General features: G+C 67.9%; 1 pseudogene. It reads right to left on the bottom strand.

From position 1 onward, the window contains the following. Window positions 1-245: 245 nt before the first annotated feature. A pseudogene (locus OQ968_RS24750) lies at window positions 246-873 on the bottom strand (hypothetical protein); the annotation flags it as partial.

Below are 873 nucleotides of genomic sequence, written 5' to 3' on the forward strand. Positions count from 1 at the left end.
CGACCCCACCCGCGAGGCCTGACCGTCGCTCATCCCAGAACCTCCAAACCAACCCCAGACCCGCCGACCATACCAACCTCCGGCGGGTAAGCCGGTCGGTTGCAAACCGCCGATTCAGCAATGACGACGGTATGTCCCCAACCGCGCGGGCGCACCGGTTTCGCGACATTCACCCGCGTCGGCTCGGCTGGCGTGTGAGCCCACCGGAAACGCCTGCCCGCATTGGGGTTTGGGCGGAGTCGGTGTCAGCCGTACTTCTCCCACCATCCGTGCAGATCCTCCATCGCCGGCGGGTCGCCGAAGACGTCACTGAGCATCAGTTTGGACTCGTTGGTCCAGATCACGTTCGGCTGGTCCTTATAGGTGCCGCACGCGACCATGCCTGCGGTCACCGTCGGGCTCTTCTCGTAGTGCCAGCTGTCCGGCGACGGCCCGCCGCCTGGGCAGTTCGTCAGCTGCACGGCGGCGATGTCGTCGTCGAACGCCTTCTTCAGCGCGCCGACGTTGGCGAACAGGCCGTACACCGCGCGGGCTGGGCCGCCCGGGTTGGTGTTCTGCCCACAATCGACCATGGCCACCGCCTTCACCCAGATGCTGTTCGGCTTCGGCGTGGCCGGCGTGCAGGTGCCGCCGGCGTAGCCGGCGGGCAGCAGACTGCGCAGCTTGCTCTGGGCGTCACCGGCCGGCGTCGTGGTGGTGGTCGGCCTCGAGCTCGAGGTGGTGGGCGTCGGCTTAGTGGTGCTCTGCGCCTGCGGTTTGTTGTCGTCGCCTCCCATGACCATTGCGATGCCCACGGCGCCGGCGGTGAGGATGACGACGGCGGCGATGGCGGCGGCGATGAGGGGCCAGGGGTTGCGTTTGGGTTTGGGTGGT

This window comes from Mycobacterium sp. 663a-19, assembly GCF_035616495.1.
In the GTDB taxonomy this organism is placed as follows: domain Bacteria; phylum Actinomycetota; class Actinomycetes; order Mycobacteriales; family Mycobacteriaceae; genus Mycobacterium.